The organism is Neisseria sp. HMSC078C12 (assembly GCF_001838065.1).
Lineage (GTDB): Bacteria > Pseudomonadota > Gammaproteobacteria > Burkholderiales > Neisseriaceae > Neisseria.
Genome location: NZ_KV835621.1, coordinates 14,355 through 14,575, shown reverse-complemented (window position 1 = coordinate 14,575; position 221 = coordinate 14,355).

The window sequence follows — 221 nt, the reverse complement described above, 5'->3', positions numbered from 1 at the left end:
AGCACTGCGAAATGAGAAAGGGAGCTACAACGGCCGTTTAAGCCTGAAGTTACGGTGATTAATTGTAGCACTGCGAAATGAGAAAGGGAGCTACAACCATTTGCTTATAGCGTGGTATTACCATGCAATTGTAGCACTGCGAAATGAGAAAGGGAGCTACAACCTTACTCAAAATAAGGACGGTTTTATTTATATTGTAGCACTGCGAAATGAGAAAGGGA